This window comes from Pseudoalteromonas sp. S1609 (assembly GCF_005887255.1).
GTDB lineage: Bacteria > Pseudomonadota > Gammaproteobacteria > Enterobacterales > Alteromonadaceae > Pseudoalteromonas.
This window is the reverse complement of record NZ_PNDJ01000075.1, coordinates 1-15,041: the sequence shown is the minus strand read 5'-3', so window position 1 is coordinate 15,041 and position 15,041 is coordinate 1. Positions and strand designations below refer to the sequence as shown.

Sequence of the window (15,041 nt, the reverse complement as noted above, 5' to 3'; positions counted from 1 at the left end):
AATTAGCCGCGTCCAGATTGCTTTTCTTTGATTTCAGCAAGTGTTTTACAGTCTACACATAAATCAGCAGTAGGGCGCGCTTCTAAGCGACGAATGCCAATTTCAATGCCACAAGACTCACAAAAGCCAAATTCGTCTTCTTTAATTAATATAATTGTTTTTTCAATTTTTTTAATTAACTTACGTTCGCGGTCACGAGTACGAAGCTCTAATGAGAACTCTTCCTCTTGTGCTGCGCGGTCAACGGGATCAGGAAAGTTTGCTGCTTCGTCTTGCATGTGTGATTTGGTACGATCAACTTCGTTACGCAAATCATTACGCCAAGTTTCTAAAATTGTTTTAAAATGAGCACGTTGTGCATCATTCATGTACTCTTCACCCGGTTTTTCTTGGTATGGTTCTAAACCGGCTTGAGCCAATAAACCATGTCTTTTTTGGTCTGGCATAACTCTCTCCTAAATCCTTAATTTAATGCCTCAGCATTAGCCGGCGGTATAAATAACAGAAACTCATACCCTAGGCAAATTTATTTTTAAATAATCGAATTAGCTTAACCCTGTTTGGTGATATAAAAGTAGTAAAAGTACTACTTATACTTTCTTATCACAGTATTGGTTTATAAACTGGCGTAGTTATATGGGCAATAATAATAAAAACAACTTATTTTTACTTTTTGGTTAAGTATTTTTTGGGCGTGGCGAAATATCAACGCTTAAATGCGCGCTTTTCACTCAACAAATGCTACTTTCTCAACCAAAGTTACTTCACTGGCAGAAATATGGGCTTTATAAGCTAATATTTCTACGCCTTGCTCAATCGCTTCGCTTAGTAATTGTGCATAGGTTGAATCTATATGCGTCGCCGCACTCACTTGTGTGATCCCTTGATGTAGCACCGAAAATAGTAATACCGCACGATGCCCTTGTTTTACCATTTCGATTAATTCACGAATATGCTTTTGCCCACGAACTGTTTGCGCATCTGGGAAGTAACCTTGGCCGCTTTGTGGATGCTCTTCACTCAGCAGCGTGACTGATTTAACTTCAACATAGCAATTGGCTTTACTGCTGTGGGTAAGTAAAAAGTCGATGCGGCTGTTTTCACTGCCATACTTCACTTCACTTTGGACTTGTTGATAGCCTGTCAGCTCTTTAATCACTTCAGCGTTAATCGCTTCTTCTACTACTTTATTAGCAACGGCTGTATTTACACAAATAAGCTGTGATAAGTTATTTTGCGTCAGCTCTAATGACTGTGGGTACTTTCGTTTGGTGTTACTGCTGGTGGAATAAAAGGCATTAAAACCAGAGTCTGCACAGCCCGTCATTTTCCCCGTATTAGCACAGTGAGCGGTAAAAGTGCTGCCATCACTGAGCTCTAAATCAGCTAAAAAGCGTTTGTAACGTTTTAATAACGTAGCAGATTGTAATGGCGGGGTGTATTTCATTAATGACTTCCTTATATAACCAGAGTTCAGGTTAAGTAAAATAAGACTTTGCGGCCTATTTGAGGTTATTTACCGCAAGCTGTTGGGAACTTAGGCGCGCTATAGTAAACTCAACCGTACATTTAAGTGCAAGGATATTCTAACATGAGTGAAAAATTTGTTGTTCAATTAAGCGAGCAATCGGCACCAGGACACTGGGGCGAAAGTGCGTCACTATCTTTTAACGAACACGGCGCAACGGTTCATTTATCTGAGCAAGAAACATTAAAAAACGTGCAAAAAGCGGGTCGTACTATTGCAAGCCAAGGCATTAAAAGTGTTGTGCTTGAAGGCGATGTTTGGTGTACAGAGAGCCAATGGGCATTTTACCAAGGCTTTGTATCACCAAAAGTACTGCACGGTGTTGAGTTTGTTGATAATGCACAATCTGATTTAAAAGAACTTGCTGATTTAAAAGCATCAGCAACGTGGGCACGTGAAATGGTTAACGGCACCGCCGATGACATTTACCCAGAGAGCCTGGCAGAAAAAGCGGCTGAATTTATTCAATCACTGGCACCAGAGCATGTTAGCTACCAAATAATAAAAGGCGATGCGCTATTAGAGCAGCAATGGATTGGTATTCATGCTGTAGGTCGTGGTAGTGAACGCCCACCTGTATTACTTGAGCTTGATTACAACCCAACTGGCGATGATAACGCACCAGTAAGCGCAGCACTTGTAGGCAAAGGTATTACATTTGACTCAGGCGGTTACTCAATTAAATCTAGCGAAGGCATGTTAGGCATGAAGTGCGACATGGGCGGAGCTGCAACGGTAACTGCAGGTTTAGCGCTGGCCATTAATCGTGGTGTAGAAAAGCGCATTAAGCTGTTTTTATGTTGTGCAGAGAACTTAATTTCCGGTCATGCATACAAACTAGGTGACATTCTTACCTACAAAAATGGCACAACCGTTGAAATTGTAAACACAGATGCTGAAGGCCGTTTAGTATTAGCTGATGGCCTAATGGCGGCAGGTGAGACGGGTGCACCACTTATTATTGACGCAGCAACATTAACGGGCGCAGCCCTTGTTGCCGTTGGTCAAGAATACAACGCGTTATTTGCCCTTGATAAAGAGCTAGTGCGTGAAGTAGAAGACTTTGCATCACAAGAAATGGAAGCCGCATGGCCATTACCGCTTGAAAAGTGGCATCAACAAAACTGCCCATCACCGTATGCCGATACAGCAAACAGCCGTGCACAAAAAGGCGGTGGCTATGGTGGTGCTTCAAATGCAGCAGGTTTCTTATCTCGCTTTGTGCCAAACGATGGTAAAGGTTGGGTACATATTGATTTAGCGGCAGCATTTAATATGGGTGGTGGTACTAGCCAGTGGGCTTCAGGTGCAACTACACAAGGTATGCGTACAGTAGCGCGCACCTTGCTTGAAAAAGCATAATCAACTCAGACTAAGCAATTAGTTAAAAAATAGGTGCCTAAGGGTGCCTATTTTTTTATCCGCCATACAAGCAATTTTGTTTTATTTACGGTAAAATCCTTCGCCAATACGTGTTTGGGCATCTATTTCATTTAAACCTCGCTCAAATATTATACATACCACTGGGATCCTTACTATGTCAGAAAAGTGCTATATCACGGCTCAACAATTACTTGAAGATTCATTCCGCGTAGCGGCACAAGTGTATAAAGATGGCTTTCGTCCAGATTTTATTATTGGTATATGGCGCGGTGGTGCTCCAATCGGGATTGCAGTTCAAGAATATTATGACTACAAAGGCATAGAAACCGATCATATTGCGGTGCGTACGTCGTCTTATTACGGTATTGGTAAGCAATCAAAAGAAATAAAAGTACATGGTTTACACTACATAGTTGAAAACGCGAATGCGGGTGATTCATTACTGATTGTGGATGATGTATTTGACTCAGGTCGAAGCATCGTGGCGCTAAAAGAGAAGCTCTCTGAGCTAATGCGTTTAAACTTACCGAGTGATATTCGTATTGCTTGTCCATACTACAAGCCAAAAAACTCAAAAGTAGATACAGTGCCAGATTACTACATTCATGAATCTGAAGAATGGTTAGTATTCCCGCATGAATTATCAGGGTTAACGCCGGATGAAATTATTGAAGGTAAATCTGATTTAGCTAAAATCCACGATATTTTACTTGAAAAATAAACGTGACTTTGCTCAATAAAAAAGGCCTTAATGGCCTTTTTTATTGTCTTTAAAGTTGTGCAAAGCTATCTACATATTCACTGAGTTTAGGAATATCGACAGCTTGCAGCCCTTGGGTGCTTCGTTGCACTAGATTTTTCTCTACCAACTCACTCACTACCCGTCGGTATGCACGTTCAGTGGTTGCAAAGCGCTCAGCTTCTGCATTTACAGTAGGATAGGCGCGCAATAAAGTAGGGTTGTTATTTTCTGCACGTAATAAGCAGTCTTTAGCAATGTTGTAGCTTAAGGGAAGCAACAGTTTATCTAAGTTAATCTTTTGATTTTCTTGGAACTTAGCAGCAATTGTTTGCGCCGTGTATAGGCTCAATTCTGGTTTATCGAGCAATAATGAACGCCAATGCTTTAGCTCAATAAGATTGTACGTAACATCACTGAAGCAGGTTACCGTATAAATACACGGGTTATTATTCAGTGCTTCAATTTCACCAATTAAAGTGTTGTTGCAGTCGAGTTGACCAAGCAGCAGGCGTCGACCATTCCCCACATCGTAACTAAACGATACAGTACCACTTCGCACCAATACCAACTTAGTGAGTGGTTGGTCTTGCTGTATTAATATTTCTTTTTTTGATTGCTGATAACTACTGCCGGCAAATGTCAGCAGCTGTTCAACAAGGTAACTGGAAAAATGGTATTGAAACATCAATCATGCTCTTCGGACAATTGTCCTATTTATTACACCTTAATGACGATAGCATTAAGATTAAGAATTTACGCTAACTTACCCACGCCGTTATTTATTTAATGGCGTTAAATGGCCTTCATTCTACCGTGTAATGATTAAAAAATTGTGGGTAAAACCAGCATATTTTAAGGTTTTATTGGTAAGTTAGCTTTTTTATTTAAACTGCTACGTAGCAGTTTTTAATAATGTACTAAAATTTAGCTGGTAATATTAACCTAAAGCCTAGGAGAGAACAATTGAGTTGGGAATATTTAGGTTATTTAGCATCTGCATTATTAGTTATATCCTTGACCATGACCGATGTGACCAAACTACGTTGGTTTAATTTACTTGGCTGTATTGCGTTTACTTTTTACGGTGCAGCAATCGGTTCTGTGCCGGTGGCATTTGCTAACGGCTTGTTAGCTCTGGTCAATATTTATCACATTATTAAGTTATATCGTCAGTCTAAGGCTGATACAAAAAAGGGTTAACTTTTAAGTTAACCCTTTTTTGTTTTTACTCAGACTTTGCTGAATCTTTTTGGTAGCGTAATTTACCGGCAATCCACGTTTGCAGCACCTGAGTTTTGTAAAGCTGCTCAATAGGCACTTTAAAGTAGTCTTGATCAATCAGTATAAAATCAGCCCATTTACCTTGCTCCAAACTACCTACTTTAAATTCTTGATGCGCTGCATACGCGCCGCCAAGGGTAAAGGCACGCAATGCATCTTCCCTGCTCAAAACTTCACTGGCGCGCCAACCGTTTTCAGGCAGTTGATTATGATCCATGCGCGTTATCGCAGAATATAAACCATCAAACGGGTTCGCCAGTTCGACAGGGTAATCAGATCCCGCCGCAATCGTTGAACCTTGGTCTAAAAATGCTTGCCAAGCATAAGCGCCTTGTAGTTGCTTGTCGGTTAAACGCTGCTCAGCCATATGCATGTCTGATGTGGCATGCACAGGTTGCATAGATGGAATTATTTTCAGGGTTTTAAAGCGCGGGATATCCTCTGGCGAGACTATTTGTGCATGCTCCATACGATTGCGCAGTAGTATGCCACCGGTTTGTTTAAATACATTTTGATAAGCATCTAGCACAATTTTATTTGCTCTATCGCCAATTGCATGCGTGTTAGCGCTAAAACCATTTTTAAAAGTCAGGGTAAATAGTTCCTCTAGCTTTTGTTGGGTTTCAAGCATAAGGCCAAAATGGTTGGCTCTATCAGCGTACTCTTCAATAAGCGCAGCACCACGTGACCCTAATGCGCCATCAGCATAAATTTTTACACTGCGGATAGATAAAAAGTCCTGCGCATCTTGATAACGACCAGCTTTAAGCATAGCGCTTAAGTCGGGGCTTGCTGCACTTAACATCGCTACAATTCTAAGCGGTAATGTGCCTAACTCGGCGCGTTGTTTGTAAACTTGCCATGTGGTTTTATCAATACCTGCATCATGAGTTGAGGTAATGCCTAGGCTCAGTAAGTGTTTACCTGCGGCATCTAATGCATTACTGACCGATTGTGCAGACGTTGCAGGCATATGTTGAGTAACCAAGTTTTCTGCTTTATCAATAAAAATGCCGGTGGGCTTACCAAACTCATCTTTTATAATTTCTCCGCCAGCTGGGGCTGATGTGTCAACGTTAATATTGGCAAGTTCTAATGCTTTTGAGTTAACCCAAATGGCATGACCATCTACTCGCGATAAAATAACAGGGCGATCGTTAACTGCTTTGTCTAAGTCAGCGGCCGAAGGAAAGCGAGTATTTGACCATAGTTCTTGATTCCAGCCTCGACCAATGATCCAACCTTCTTTATCTTTGGCAAATTCCTTGAGTTTAGCGGTTACTTCATCTACCGACTTTGCACCGCGCACATCAAGTTGCGACAAATTATTACCTAGCCCGATGACATGTCCATGCGCATCAATGAGCCCTGGGAGTAGAGTTTTTCCTTTCGCGTCAATTAGGGTTGCGCCAGGAAAGCTATTTTTTAAGCTGTCTGGACCTGTTTTAACTACTTTGCCATCTTTTATAACTAAGGTTGTAAATGTGTTTACTTCGCCATGGCGCATTTTTCCTTTATACAAAGGTGAGTAGCCATTAGCATTATAAATGACTTGAGTTTGTGCTATTGCCACGCTAGTGACGGCACAAAGGCTTGCTAGTAATATCGGTTTTATTAGTTTTATCAGTTGCATAAGACGCACATTGTTATTATTTGAACTATCACAGTAGCAAACTCAAATTTAGAATACCAATAGCATAATTTATTAAGCGTCGTATAAGTCAGCTTTTAGCTAAAGCAAGCAACAAGTTAAGGGGGAAATAGGATGTGTTAACAATGGGAGTTAAACCTTCTCAAGCTTGATATTGTTAACCAAGCTTTGTTTGAGGAGGCAATTTATTTACTGGCGTACAAACTGTATTCGCTTAATGATAATTGTGTGTCTTTGTCACGGTCATAACTGCCAAAGCGTGACCATAAAGCAGGATCGCTGGCAGCTTCAGAGCGAGTTAAAAAGCCATCTTGGTTGCGGTCAAGTTTTTCAAATTTTTCGGCAATATAACTGCTTGTTGCAAAACTCATACAGCTAAAAACAGTCAGTGTTAGTAAAATAATATTTTGAAAATGCTTCATATAAATGCTCAGAGCAGGTTAGTGGTTAAGTAGTTTTTAAACTCAGCTAAAGAAATTCTGTTGTCTTGATTTTCATCCCAATTTGAAAATGAGTTTAATAGCTGAGGCTGAGCAGCAAGCTCGCTGTGGGTTAAATATCCATCATTATTTGTATCTAAATGCTCAAAGCGTTGCTTTACATCAAGTGCCAATGCACTTTGGCTGATAAAAAGTAAAGCACCAATAAAGGGAAGCAGTATTCTCATAGTTGGCGTTCCAAGGTGTATTTAAATTGCTGCAGTATTGAAAGAAAGCACTTGCCATAATTTAACTCCCAACATTAAATCCGTTTACACACTCCCTCAGGGATTATGGCAAATGCTTTTAATTCTATACTACAAAACGAAACTTGAATCTAAGCTTAAAGTTTAAAGTTATCGAACTCTTTTTTAGAAATCATCTCGTTATTGTCTTTGTCTAAATCAGTAAATTGCTTGAGTAGCTGTTTATCCTGTTTAGCCTCTGTAAGCGATATTTGGCCATCCATATTTTTATCTAAATGCATAAAACGTACATTTAACGAGGATGCCAATGCCGTCGCGCTAATAGCCAAAAATAGTAGTGAAAAAGCACCAATTAATTGTTTCATAAATATACTCCTTTATTTTACAAACTGTTTAAATTCATCGAACGATAATTGTCCGTCTTCATTTTTATCTATTTGTGCAAAATTCTCATGCAGTAATGCATCTTCACCAGCTTCCGCTTCACTTAATGTGCCGTTGCTGTCCTTATCTAGGCTGTAAAATGCTGTGTTCACATCAAGAGCAAATGAATGGATACTTGTGAAACATAACGCTATTAATACAGTCGATTTTAAATAACCTTTAGTCATTCCTTGGCCTTTAAAAATTAATATTTATAAGCGTAATACAATTATGGTGCCAGTTTTTATTTTTATTAAAAATCATAGGTTTAACTTTTTAGCGTGTTTTTAATAGGTAATATTTACCGACGCTTGTGTGTTTTATGCAACATTTTCTCAGTTAGGGTTTTTTACTATTTTTAAATCAAGTGCTTAACTTGTCGCAATTGTGCGACATTGCAACGGTTTTACTCTCAAAAATGTATTTGGTTCAGCGAGTGTATAAGTTGAACGCTTAATAATAGAGCGCTTAAAAGTAGTGAAGGATTAGTGTATGCCTGTAATCATGGCTGAAAAATATAAAGCATTGGTAAATTGGCGTCCTAATTTGATTGGCCAGTTTGTAATGAGCATGCTGCTGTCACTCTTGCCTTTGTCTATTGTGGTTATTGTATTTTTAAATGTATTAAATAAACAATTAGCGGTCACGCAGCAAATTGTCAGTAATAACTACCAAGTAACCAAGTCGTTTAATGCTCTTAAACAAGAGCTCAACAGTTTAGAAAGGGCAACAAGGCAAAATTGGGTTTTAAAAAGCGATTCACTCGATAAACTTATCGTGGATAAATGGCAGTCATCGCTGGACAATATAAATGAGCTTAAACAGCTTTCTAGCAGCCAGCAAAGTACTCAACAATGGCAAAGGTTAACAGATACGCTAAAAGCAGCGCATACCAAACTGGTGGTTGAAGCTCGTGAGCAAGCAGAGTTGTTTGTGCCAATTAGTGAAATACTGGCAGATCTAACAATGTGGCTTCGCGAAACCAATGAAGCCAAAATCACTCAAAACCAAATTAAACTGACAAATTTACAAGCCTCCTTTATAAACTGGTTAGTGGCACTTACGCCTTTAACCTTACTTGTTGGGGGTGGGTTTTTATGGCGGATAAGTCGCCGTTTAAAAGGTTTAACCTCCGTTATTGATAAATTAGGCCAAGGAGATTGGCAGCAAAAAATATCGGTGCAGGGATCTGCTGAACTTATTGAACTAGGTAACAAATTGCAGTGGGTGCAAGCGCAATTGCATATGCTAGAGCAGCAAAAAGATACGTTTTTACGCCATGTTACTCACGAGCTAAAAACACCCTTGGCCTCTATGGTGGAGGGCACTGAATTATTAGCCGATGAAATTGTTGGGCCGATTAATAATGAGCAAAAAGCAGTGCTTGGGTTAATCAGTCAATCTATGGTGCGATTACGCACTATGATAGACAGTTTGTTAAGCTATAACGCGATTCGAACCAGTAAAGATAATGTGAGTGAAGTGGAATTTAACCAGCTCATTAAAAAGGTAAGTAATCATTTTGAACATAGGTTAAACGCACGAGAGCAGTCGCTTATTTGGCACAATAGCTTACCGACAGTTGCACTTAATTTACCGAGAGAATTAATTGAAATGATTTTAATTCAGTTAATCTCTAATGGTTTAAAGTTTTCAAAGCCAAACCAAGCTGTGTCGATTAGTTTAAGTTTAGAAAGTAATAACTTAATTATACAGGTTGCTGATGAGGGCTGTGGTATTAAAGAGCATGAAAAAGAACATGTTTTTGGCGCTTTTTATCAAGGTAAACACAGTAAAGAGATTAGTCTTCAAGGCAGTGGTTTAGGCCTTACCATAGTAAAAGAGTCGGTTGAACAGTTACAGGGTAAGTTAACTATTGAGCATAATGAGCCGCAAGGCTGTCGATTTAACATTGTCATCCCCTATAAAAATAAAGGAGTTAAATAATATGTCTGCGCGTTTAATGGCTATTTTATGGCTAACCAGCAGTCTCGTTTTTTTATCTGGGTGTGAATTAACAAACACTCAAACACCAGCTAAACCTGAGCTAATAGCTCAAACTCAGCCCGATAATAAAAGCAACCAGCCCAATCCAAAGCCGCGGCCAAAACTAGATCTTATGTATCCGCCCGCAGCGCAAGTTATTGCATGGCATGCCCATCAATGTGGTGGCTTTAAATTAACGCCTGACAATAAAACTTACTTAGGGGAGCAAGCACTTAAGGCATTTTTTAATACCGCATGCGTCAACCTTAGTCGCGACCCTGATACCGTTATGAGTCAATTGCTTAAGCTAGATCAAGCTTACTATTGGCCAGATGATATAAAACACTATTTATGGCTGCAAAAGCAGCAGGTATTAATGCAAATAAATGCCAAAAAACAACAGCAAGCATTAAACGCTGAAATGCAAAAAACCTTATCGTCATTAGCTGCAATCGAACAGCAACTTTTATTACGTGAAGAAACCAAGGAGCAGTAACTATGTCAGTCACACTTCCATCAAGCGCTAAAGTGTTACTCGTTGATGACGATGCCAGCTTACTGCAGTTACTGGCAATTCGAATTCAATCAAAAGGTTATGAAGTAACAACCTGTGATAGTGGCATGAATGCATTACAAATACTTAAAAGCCAAGTATTTGATGCGGTGATCACCGATTTAAGAATGGATGAAATGGATGGAATGGCACTGCACCGACAATTGCAAAGCCGCTACCCAGCACTACCTGTAATTATGATGACGGCTCATGGTTCAATTCCTGATGCGGTAGAGGCGACTAAGCAAGGTATTTTTGCCTTTATTACTAAGCCAGTTGATAAAGATGAGCTATTCGATAGCTTAGCTAAAGCCATAGAAATACATGGGGTGAATAATGATGATATTACTCCGCAAAGCAATATTGTTACTCGCAGTGGCGCTATGCTGCATTTGCTAGAGCAAGTTAAATTACTAGGTCCTACTCAGGTAAATGTACTTATTTCTGGTGCTAGTGGTACGGGCAAGGAGCTGCTTGCACAGGCAATTCATCAGCACAGCCATGTTAGTGATGGCCCATTTGTGGCTATTAACTGTGGTGCAGTCCCTGGTGAGTTATTAGAATCGGAGTTATTTGGTCACAAAAAAGGCGCATTTACAGGGGCGGTAAAAGATCACCAAGGCCTGTTTCAGCAAGCGCAAGGGGGGACCTTATTTTTAGATGAAATTGGTGATATGCCGCTAAATTTACAAGTTAAGTTATTACGCGTGCTGCAAGAAAAAACCATTCGCCCAGTCGGTTTTCAAGAAGAGATCCCCATTAATGTGCGAATTGTTTCAGCGACCCATAAAAACCTGCCTGAAGCTATTAGCAATCAAGAGTTTAGAGAAGATTTATATTATCGTCTAAACGTAGTAAATCTCAAACTTCCTCCGCTGCGAGAACGCCGTGAAGATATTAGCTTATTAGCTAACTTTTTTAGCGCTAATATTGCAAAACGTATGGAGCAAAAAGAAAAACGTTTTGCAAACGATGCCATGCATGCATTGGTAAGGTATGATTGGCCTGGTAATATTCGTCAATTACAAAATGTGGTGGAGCAGGTGGTTGCCTTAACACCAAGTGACGTTATATCTGAACATTTAGTGCTTAGTGCGTTAAATAGCAATGAAAATAACGTTGAGCCACTTTCGCTTAACGACGCTAAAAAAGAGTTTGAGCGAGATTACGTTATCAATACGTTGAAAATGGCAGGGGGTAATGTGGCCGAAGGTGCCAAGCTTGCCAAGCGTAATCGTTCTGATTTTTATAAGCTGATTAAAAAGCATGAAATTGACGTAGATAGCTTAATGTAATTTTAAAAAAGGAAGTGAGCATGCAGTTATTTATGGTGTATTTAGGTGGGCGTATTCAAGGTTGCCACATAGAAATGCATGACGTACGTTTTGTGGTAGGTCAAGACATTGAGCAAACTTATAGCAAGCTTAAAAGTCAGTGGGTAGGCGACAAAAATAGCGTACACATGGATAGCTACATGGCGGTTAATCACATTGATGGTTATAAAGTCGAGGTAGTTGATAGTTATGTAGAGCAAAATAAGCAGCTTTATTTTGTTAACTTAGGTGCTTACAGAAGCGACTCATTAGCAGAGCAACACGACTTTGCTTTGTATGTTGCCAGCAGTAGTGAAGAAGCAAAACAGCGCGCTAAAAACGATTTACTCGCAGGGCTTAGCCATCTACATAAAGATGATTTACATGACGTTGATGATTGCTTTGCTATAGATTTACTCGATAGCCAGCTGAATATTAAACTAACCCCAAGTGGTCAAGCACAAACAATTAAACCTGACTGGTTTGGTTATCATGTATTATAATAAATGAGGATTTATTAAGTTTATTAGGATGTTGTGTGAAAAAGTATGCGTTTATACTTTTGCTAGTTGGCTTAAGTGGCTGTAAATCACTGTCAGGTTTACCGCCCGTTGTTGATTTAAATAAACTGGTAAAGCAAGTAAAAAACGATCCTACCGACGTGGTTGCAATTCACAAGCAAGCACAAAAAACACACCGTTCTATTAAGGCACAGGTTGGTAGCGTAAAACAGCTTTTAGCCGCATTAGAAAGCGTTGTTGGGCGCAAGTGGGGTAAACAAAACACTCAGCAACCTAGTGCCAAAAAATACGTAAAATACAGTAATGATTACCAAGCTCGTGCCATTATTGATTTTGAGCAAGGCACTGTAAAAGTAGAAACTATCGCGTTAAAAAATACAATAAGCTTGTTACAGCAGGCCATTGTGATGACCTTACTGACTTCTAGCGATCCCGATAAAACCGATATTTTTACCAGCGAAGCGCCCATTTTAGAAGGCGAGCCGTTTTTATACCAACAAGTGCTCGATCAAGATAAGTTACCCATAAAATATAGCTGGCGTGCTAATCGATTTGCGCGTTATTTAGTAAATAATAACTTAAAAAAGCAACGTCAATATGGGCACGTTATTTCGTCGGTTAGTTTTGATTTAGTCGAGCAAAATGCCCATTTAAGAAAACAAAAATACAGTGATTATGTGCTTGCGGCTGCAAAAAAATATCAAATATCGGCAGCACTTATTTATGCCATTATTGAAACCGAAAGTAGCTTTAATCCACATGCGGTGAGTTCATCCAATGCCTATGGATTAATGCAAGTGATCCCGGCTACCGCAGGGCGCGATGTATACCAAAAAATAAAAAAAGTATCCGGGCAACCAACCAAAGCAGTATTGTTTAATCCAAAACATAACATTGATATTGGCAGCGCCTATTTAAGTATTTTAAAAAATAACTACTTAAACAAAATTAGTACCGACAAAAGTAAGCACTTTGCCATGATCTCGTCTTATAACGGCGGGGCGGGTAATGTACTGCGCATATTTAATAAAAATAGAAGTGTGGCGTTTTCACAAATAAATCAGCTTACTGCAAGCCAGTTTTATAATATTCTCACCACTAAGCACTCACGTGCGGAATCAAGACGCTATTTATACAAAGTCACTAAAGCAGAAAAAAACTATCAGTAACTTATTTACTCATCATTTTCTTGTTGTTCACTTTTGGCTGCCATTTTAAAGGCTACTATTACTAAGCCAAACATAGCAAATGGGATTGCAGCTAACAAATACTCAACCAAATGGCTGTCTTGAAAATTAGCCTGCAGCAAGAAATGCCCTGCAACACACATAATAATAACCACCAAAAGGATGGGCAGTAACATAAGTTCTTTTTTTGCTGAGTGGTTTTTCATTCGCTGTTAGGTATTAAAAAATAATGCGCTATTGTAATGAGCTTAATAAAGCTTGGCAAACAACACAGATTTTTTAATGACTATTAGGTATGATTAACATCAAAGAAAAGCTTAAAAGTAGTGGTTGGGAATAAAGTGCAACAGAGTTTAAAGCAAGTTTACCTAGTGGGTGGAGCAGTGCGAGATAAACTGCTAAACATACAATCAAAAGATAATGACTATGTTGTTATTGGTGAAACGCCAGAGACAATGGAAGCGCTCGGATTTTTACCCATTGGCAGCGATTTTCCAGTTTACTTACACCCAAACACTAAAGACGAATATGCACTAGGGCGCACTGAGCGTAAAAGTGGTAAAGGTTATACCGGCTTTGTGGTGGATGCCAGCCCAAACGTAACTCTTGAAGAAGATTTAGCACGCCGAGATTTAACCATTAACTCTATGGCACTAGACGAAAACGGCACTATTATTGACCCTTTTAATGGTCAAGATGATTTAAAAAATAAAATACTGCGTCACACCACACACGCATTTGTAGAAGACCCTGTTCGGGTATTGCGTATTGCTCGCTTTTTAGCGCGTTATGGTAGTGACTGGTCTATTCATCCAAGTACTATTGAATTAATGCATGAGCTTAAAAATAAAGGCGAGTTGGAACATCTAGTACCAGAGCGAGTCTGGCTTGAAACAGAAAAAGCGCTTGGCGAAAAACACCCTGAACTTTATTTTCAAGCATTAGATGAATTAGGTATTTTTCCTGAAATAGAGCAGATGAAAAACACCCCGCAGCCTGCAAATCATCATCCCGAGGGCGATGTGTTTGTCCATACTATGCTAGTGCTTAGACGAGCAGCCGATTTAGGCTTTAACCTAGAAACGCGTTTTGCCGCTTTAACTCATGATTTTGGTAAAGCACTAAGCTATAAAAAACGCGGTAATTTACGCGGCCATGAACGTGAAGGGGTTGCTGTAGTTGAGGCCTTTTGTGAACGTTTAAAAGTGCCTAATCGCTTTCGTGATATAGGCGTGCTTACCAGTGATAACCATACACTTTGCCACACGCTTGAACAGTTAAGACCGCAAACTATTCATAAATTAATCGTCACTAATTTAAATGCGCTAGTGCATCCAGAGCGTTTTATTGCTTTTACTCAAGCGTGCCAGTGTGATGCACAAGGAAGAGGCGAAACGCTGGTGGATAAGCCCTATCTACAAGCCGCTAAATTACGTGCTATTCACAATGAACTACAAAAAATGGATAAAAAACAGATAGTGCAAGACGCGCTTAAAAGCGGCAAAAAGGGCCCCGAAATAGGCGAAACGGTCAAACAGGCAGAAATAGACTGCATTAAAGCGTTTTTAAACACTAACACTCCCAAGGTCACTTAAACTGATTGTAATATTGCATTAAGTCATTTTTAAACGTCCTTGCTATAACTAGGGTCTGTTGACCTTTCAAGGTTGAATTTGCAGCAGTCTGTTTGGTATTTATGCAAGGCAGCGCCTATGTAGTGTGGTTATTCCCCATAAATAGGCGGTAACGTAGCATCAATGCCAAACAGGCGCTGCCCTTCGGGTTCTG

At 39.6% G+C, this 15,041-nt stretch carries 18 protein-coding genes; 9 read left to right on the top strand and 9 right to left on the bottom strand.

All coding sequences use genetic code 11. From position 1 onward, the window contains the following. Positions 1–2: 2 nt before the first annotated feature. The gene (gene dksA / locus CWB76_RS16950; RefSeq protein WP_008111170.1) at positions 3–446 is read right to left on the bottom strand and encodes an RNA polymerase-binding protein DksA; all 444 of its coding nucleotides are present in this window, start codon (positions 444–446) and stop codon (positions 3–5) included. A 281-nt stretch (positions 447–727) separates the two neighbouring features. Then, a complete protein-coding gene (sfsA, locus tag CWB76_RS16945) occupies positions 728–1,447 on the bottom strand; it encodes a DNA/RNA nuclease SfsA (RefSeq protein ID WP_138609168.1) in 720 nt (239 codons plus the stop codon). 144 nt (positions 1,448–1,591) lie between these two features. Here sfsA and pepB point away from each other — a divergent pair, with 144 nt between their 5' ends. Together pepB and CWB76_RS16935 are read left to right on the top strand one after the other, a co-directional pair. Next, positions 1,592–2,890: an aminopeptidase PepB gene (pepB, locus tag CWB76_RS16940; RefSeq protein ID WP_131691598.1), complete on the top strand. Its 1,299-nt coding sequence runs from the start codon at positions 1,592–1,594 to the stop codon at positions 2,888–2,890. Between the two features lie 175 nt (positions 2,891–3,065). After that, positions 3,066–3,632, top strand: coding sequence for a phosphoribosyltransferase (locus tag CWB76_RS16935; protein WP_010387648.1), 567 nt, complete (start codon positions 3,066–3,068; stop codon positions 3,630–3,632). A gap of 49 nt (positions 3,633–3,681) precedes the next feature. On the opposite strand, the gene CWB76_RS16930 is transcribed toward CWB76_RS16935, so the two are convergent. After that, positions 3,682–4,338 carry a Crp/Fnr family transcriptional regulator gene (locus CWB76_RS16930; protein WP_076918373.1) on the bottom strand — a complete coding sequence of 219 codons (657 nt, stop codon included), beginning with the start codon at positions 4,336–4,338 and terminating at the stop codon, positions 3,682–3,684. A 278-nt stretch (positions 4,339–4,616) separates the two neighbouring features. Here CWB76_RS16930 and CWB76_RS16925 point away from each other — a divergent pair, with 278 nt between their 5' ends. Beyond that, positions 4,617–4,853: a YgjV family protein gene (locus CWB76_RS16925; RefSeq protein ID WP_138609166.1), complete on the top strand. Its 237-nt coding sequence runs from the start codon at positions 4,617–4,619 to the stop codon at positions 4,851–4,853. A gap of 25 nt (positions 4,854–4,878) precedes the next feature. Here the strand turns inward: CWB76_RS16925 and CWB76_RS16920 are convergent, their stop codons facing one another. The 5 genes from CWB76_RS16920 to CWB76_RS16900 form a co-directional block, all read right to left on the bottom strand. Then, entirely contained in the window at positions 4,879–6,567 is a 1,689-nt protein-coding gene (locus CWB76_RS16920) for an amidohydrolase (protein ID WP_138609164.1), read from the bottom strand. Positions 6,568–6,770: 203 nt separating this feature from the next. After that, entirely contained in the window at positions 6,771–7,007 is a 237-nt protein-coding gene (locus tag CWB76_RS16915) for an EF-hand domain-containing protein (RefSeq protein WP_138609162.1), read from the bottom strand. Positions 7,008–7,015: 8 nt separating this feature from the next. Beyond that, positions 7,016–7,252: an EF-hand domain-containing protein gene (locus CWB76_RS16910; protein WP_138609160.1), complete on the bottom strand. Its 237-nt coding sequence runs from the start codon at positions 7,250–7,252 to the stop codon at positions 7,016–7,018. 155 nt (positions 7,253–7,407) lie between these two features. Beyond that, a complete protein-coding gene (locus tag CWB76_RS16905; RefSeq protein WP_076918368.1) occupies positions 7,408–7,635 on the bottom strand; it encodes an EF-hand domain-containing protein in 228 nt (75 codons plus the stop codon). A gap of 12 nt (positions 7,636–7,647) precedes the next feature. Beyond that, positions 7,648–7,881 (bottom strand): EF-hand domain-containing protein, encoded by a 234-nt coding sequence (locus tag CWB76_RS16900; RefSeq protein ID WP_138609158.1) that lies wholly within the window; start codon positions 7,879–7,881, stop codon positions 7,648–7,650. 304 nt (positions 7,882–8,185) lie between these two features. Here CWB76_RS16900 and CWB76_RS16895 point away from each other — a divergent pair, with 304 nt between their 5' ends. The 5 genes from CWB76_RS16895 to CWB76_RS16875 are packed head-to-tail and all read left to right on the top strand — an operon-like array spanning position 8,186 to position 13,235. Then, positions 8,186–9,640: a HAMP domain-containing sensor histidine kinase gene (locus tag CWB76_RS16895; RefSeq protein WP_138609157.1), complete on the top strand. Its 1,455-nt coding sequence runs from the start codon at positions 8,186–8,188 to the stop codon at positions 9,638–9,640. Position 9,641: 1 nt separating this feature from the next. Further along, the gene (locus CWB76_RS16890) at positions 9,642–10,175 is read left to right on the top strand and encodes a hypothetical protein (protein WP_054201834.1); all 534 of its coding nucleotides are present in this window, start codon (positions 9,642–9,644) and stop codon (positions 10,173–10,175) included. A gap of 2 nt (positions 10,176–10,177) precedes the next feature. Beyond that, positions 10,178–11,527 (top strand): sigma 54-interacting transcriptional regulator, encoded by a 1,350-nt coding sequence (locus tag CWB76_RS16885; protein WP_054201833.1) that lies wholly within the window; start codon positions 10,178–10,180, stop codon positions 11,525–11,527. A gap of 20 nt (positions 11,528–11,547) precedes the next feature. Continuing rightward, positions 11,548–12,048 (top strand): DUF1543 domain-containing protein, encoded by a 501-nt coding sequence (locus CWB76_RS16880; protein WP_138609155.1) that lies wholly within the window; start codon positions 11,548–11,550, stop codon positions 12,046–12,048. Between the two features lie 35 nt (positions 12,049–12,083). Then, positions 12,084–13,235, top strand: coding sequence for a murein transglycosylase domain-containing protein (locus CWB76_RS16875; RefSeq protein WP_138609153.1), 1,152 nt, complete (start codon positions 12,084–12,086; stop codon positions 13,233–13,235). Between the two features lie 5 nt (positions 13,236–13,240). Here the strand turns inward: CWB76_RS16875 and CWB76_RS16870 are convergent, their stop codons facing one another. Continuing rightward, positions 13,241–13,459 carry a hypothetical protein gene (locus CWB76_RS16870; RefSeq protein ID WP_036981490.1) on the bottom strand — a complete coding sequence of 73 codons (219 nt, stop codon included), beginning with the start codon at positions 13,457–13,459 and terminating at the stop codon, positions 13,241–13,243. 135 nt (positions 13,460–13,594) lie between these two features. Here CWB76_RS16870 and CWB76_RS16865 point away from each other — a divergent pair, with 135 nt between their 5' ends. Beyond that, complete coding sequence (locus CWB76_RS16865) at positions 13,595–14,848, top strand: multifunctional CCA addition/repair protein (RefSeq protein ID WP_138609150.1); 1,254 nt, start codon at positions 13,595–13,597, stop codon at positions 14,846–14,848. Positions 14,849–15,041 lie beyond the last annotated feature (193 nt).

Coding starts and splice junctions, on each gene's coding strand:
- dksA (WP_008111170.1), bottom strand. CDS start 446: ATGCCAGACCAAAAAAGACATGGTTTATTGGCTCAAGCCGGTTTAGAA.
- sfsA (WP_138609168.1), bottom strand. CDS start 1,447: ATGAAATACACCCCGCCATTACAATCTGCTACGTTATTAAAACGTTAC.
- pepB (WP_131691598.1), top strand. CDS start 1,592: ATGAGTGAAAAATTTGTTGTTCAATTAAGCGAGCAATCGGCACCAGGA.
- CWB76_RS16935 (WP_010387648.1), top strand. CDS start 3,066: ATGTCAGAAAAGTGCTATATCACGGCTCAACAATTACTTGAAGATTCA.
- CWB76_RS16930 (WP_076918373.1), bottom strand. CDS start 4,338: ATGTTTCAATACCATTTTTCCAGTTACCTTGTTGAACAGCTGCTGACA.
- CWB76_RS16920 (WP_138609164.1), bottom strand. CDS start 6,567: ATGCAACTGATAAAACTAATAAAACCGATATTACTAGCAAGCCTTTGT.
- CWB76_RS16915 (WP_138609162.1), bottom strand. CDS start 7,007: ATGAAGCATTTTCAAAATATTATTTTACTAACACTGACTGTTTTTAGC.
- CWB76_RS16910 (WP_138609160.1), bottom strand. CDS start 7,252: ATGAGAATACTGCTTCCCTTTATTGGTGCTTTACTTTTTATCAGCCAA.
- CWB76_RS16905 (WP_076918368.1), bottom strand. CDS start 7,635: ATGAAACAATTAATTGGTGCTTTTTCACTACTATTTTTGGCTATTAGC.
- CWB76_RS16900 (WP_138609158.1), bottom strand. CDS start 7,881: ATGACTAAAGGTTATTTAAAATCGACTGTATTAATAGCGTTATGTTTC.
- CWB76_RS16895 (WP_138609157.1), top strand. CDS start 8,186: ATGCCTGTAATCATGGCTGAAAAATATAAAGCATTGGTAAATTGGCGT.
- CWB76_RS16890 (WP_054201834.1), top strand. CDS start 9,642: ATGTCTGCGCGTTTAATGGCTATTTTATGGCTAACCAGCAGTCTCGTT.
- CWB76_RS16885 (WP_054201833.1), top strand. CDS start 10,178: ATGTCAGTCACACTTCCATCAAGCGCTAAAGTGTTACTCGTTGATGAC.
- CWB76_RS16880 (WP_138609155.1), top strand. CDS start 11,548: ATGCAGTTATTTATGGTGTATTTAGGTGGGCGTATTCAAGGTTGCCAC.
- CWB76_RS16870 (WP_036981490.1), bottom strand. CDS start 13,459: ATGAAAAACCACTCAGCAAAAAAAGAACTTATGTTACTGCCCATCCTT.